1 protein-coding gene is annotated in these 852 nt (G+C 37.9%); it reads right to left on the reverse strand.

Annotated features, from left to right (window positions below):
- The coding region (locus ES677_RS15175; RefSeq protein WP_148381740.1) for an IS30 family transposase at positions 1–852 on the reverse strand (852 nt) is incomplete at both ends.

Consider the following 852-nt stretch of genomic DNA (forward strand, 5'->3'; position numbering starts at 1 on the left):
CTTCTCTAAGGTCTGTTTTCTTTGGAAAAAACCTCCTTATAACACCTATTCTATTTTCGACAGTTCCTTTATCCTGAGAGGTATATGGTCGTGTAAAATATGTTTTCGCATTGACATCTTTTGCTATTTTACGATGATGTGCAAACTCTTTTCCATTATCAAATGTTATTGTCTTGATCCAGGATGAGTCAAAATTTGTAAGTCTATCATTCATTTTTTGATAAACTTCATCTGCATTTTTACTGCTGAGTTTCTCTATCATAGTGACAAGGGTTGCTCTGTCTGTCATAACCAATAATGCTGATTTGTGATTACTGCCCATCATAAGATCTACTTCTATGTCTCCAATGCGTGAACGTTGTTCTACAACCTTGGGGCGCTTGTCAATCCCCACACGACCTGTAATGGCGCCTCGTTTATCTTTTATGTTATTTCTCTTTTGTCTTCGACCGGTGTGGCGCAGGTGCTTGTATAGTTTTTTATAGGAACTGTGCTTTCTATGGTTGCTATGCTTTGCAGTCCATATCCATTTATAGATAGTCTCGTGGCTAACGCTGGTTTCAGATTCTTTAGCAAGCCTTTTTGCTATCAGTTCAGGACTCCACTTCTCATATTCCATCAGACCAGCGATTCGTTTTTTAAGCTCATCAGTTAAGATTATAGGCTTTGGTTTACTGTAATGTCTATGGATTGCTTTGTATTGAGCGTGTTCTGGAATATAGCTGCCAGCTGTCCTTCCTCTACTTGGCGTGTTCCTTTTTAACTCTCTTGATACCGTACTCTTATTGACACCAATAATTTTCGATATTTCTGTAATAGTTATTTCTGTCTCTAATAATGCAGAGATTTGGT

Source organism: Bizionia gelidisalsuginis, assembly GCF_008086185.1.
In the GTDB taxonomy this organism is placed as follows: Bacteria; Bacteroidota; Bacteroidia; order Flavobacteriales; family Flavobacteriaceae; genus Bizionia; species Bizionia saleffrena.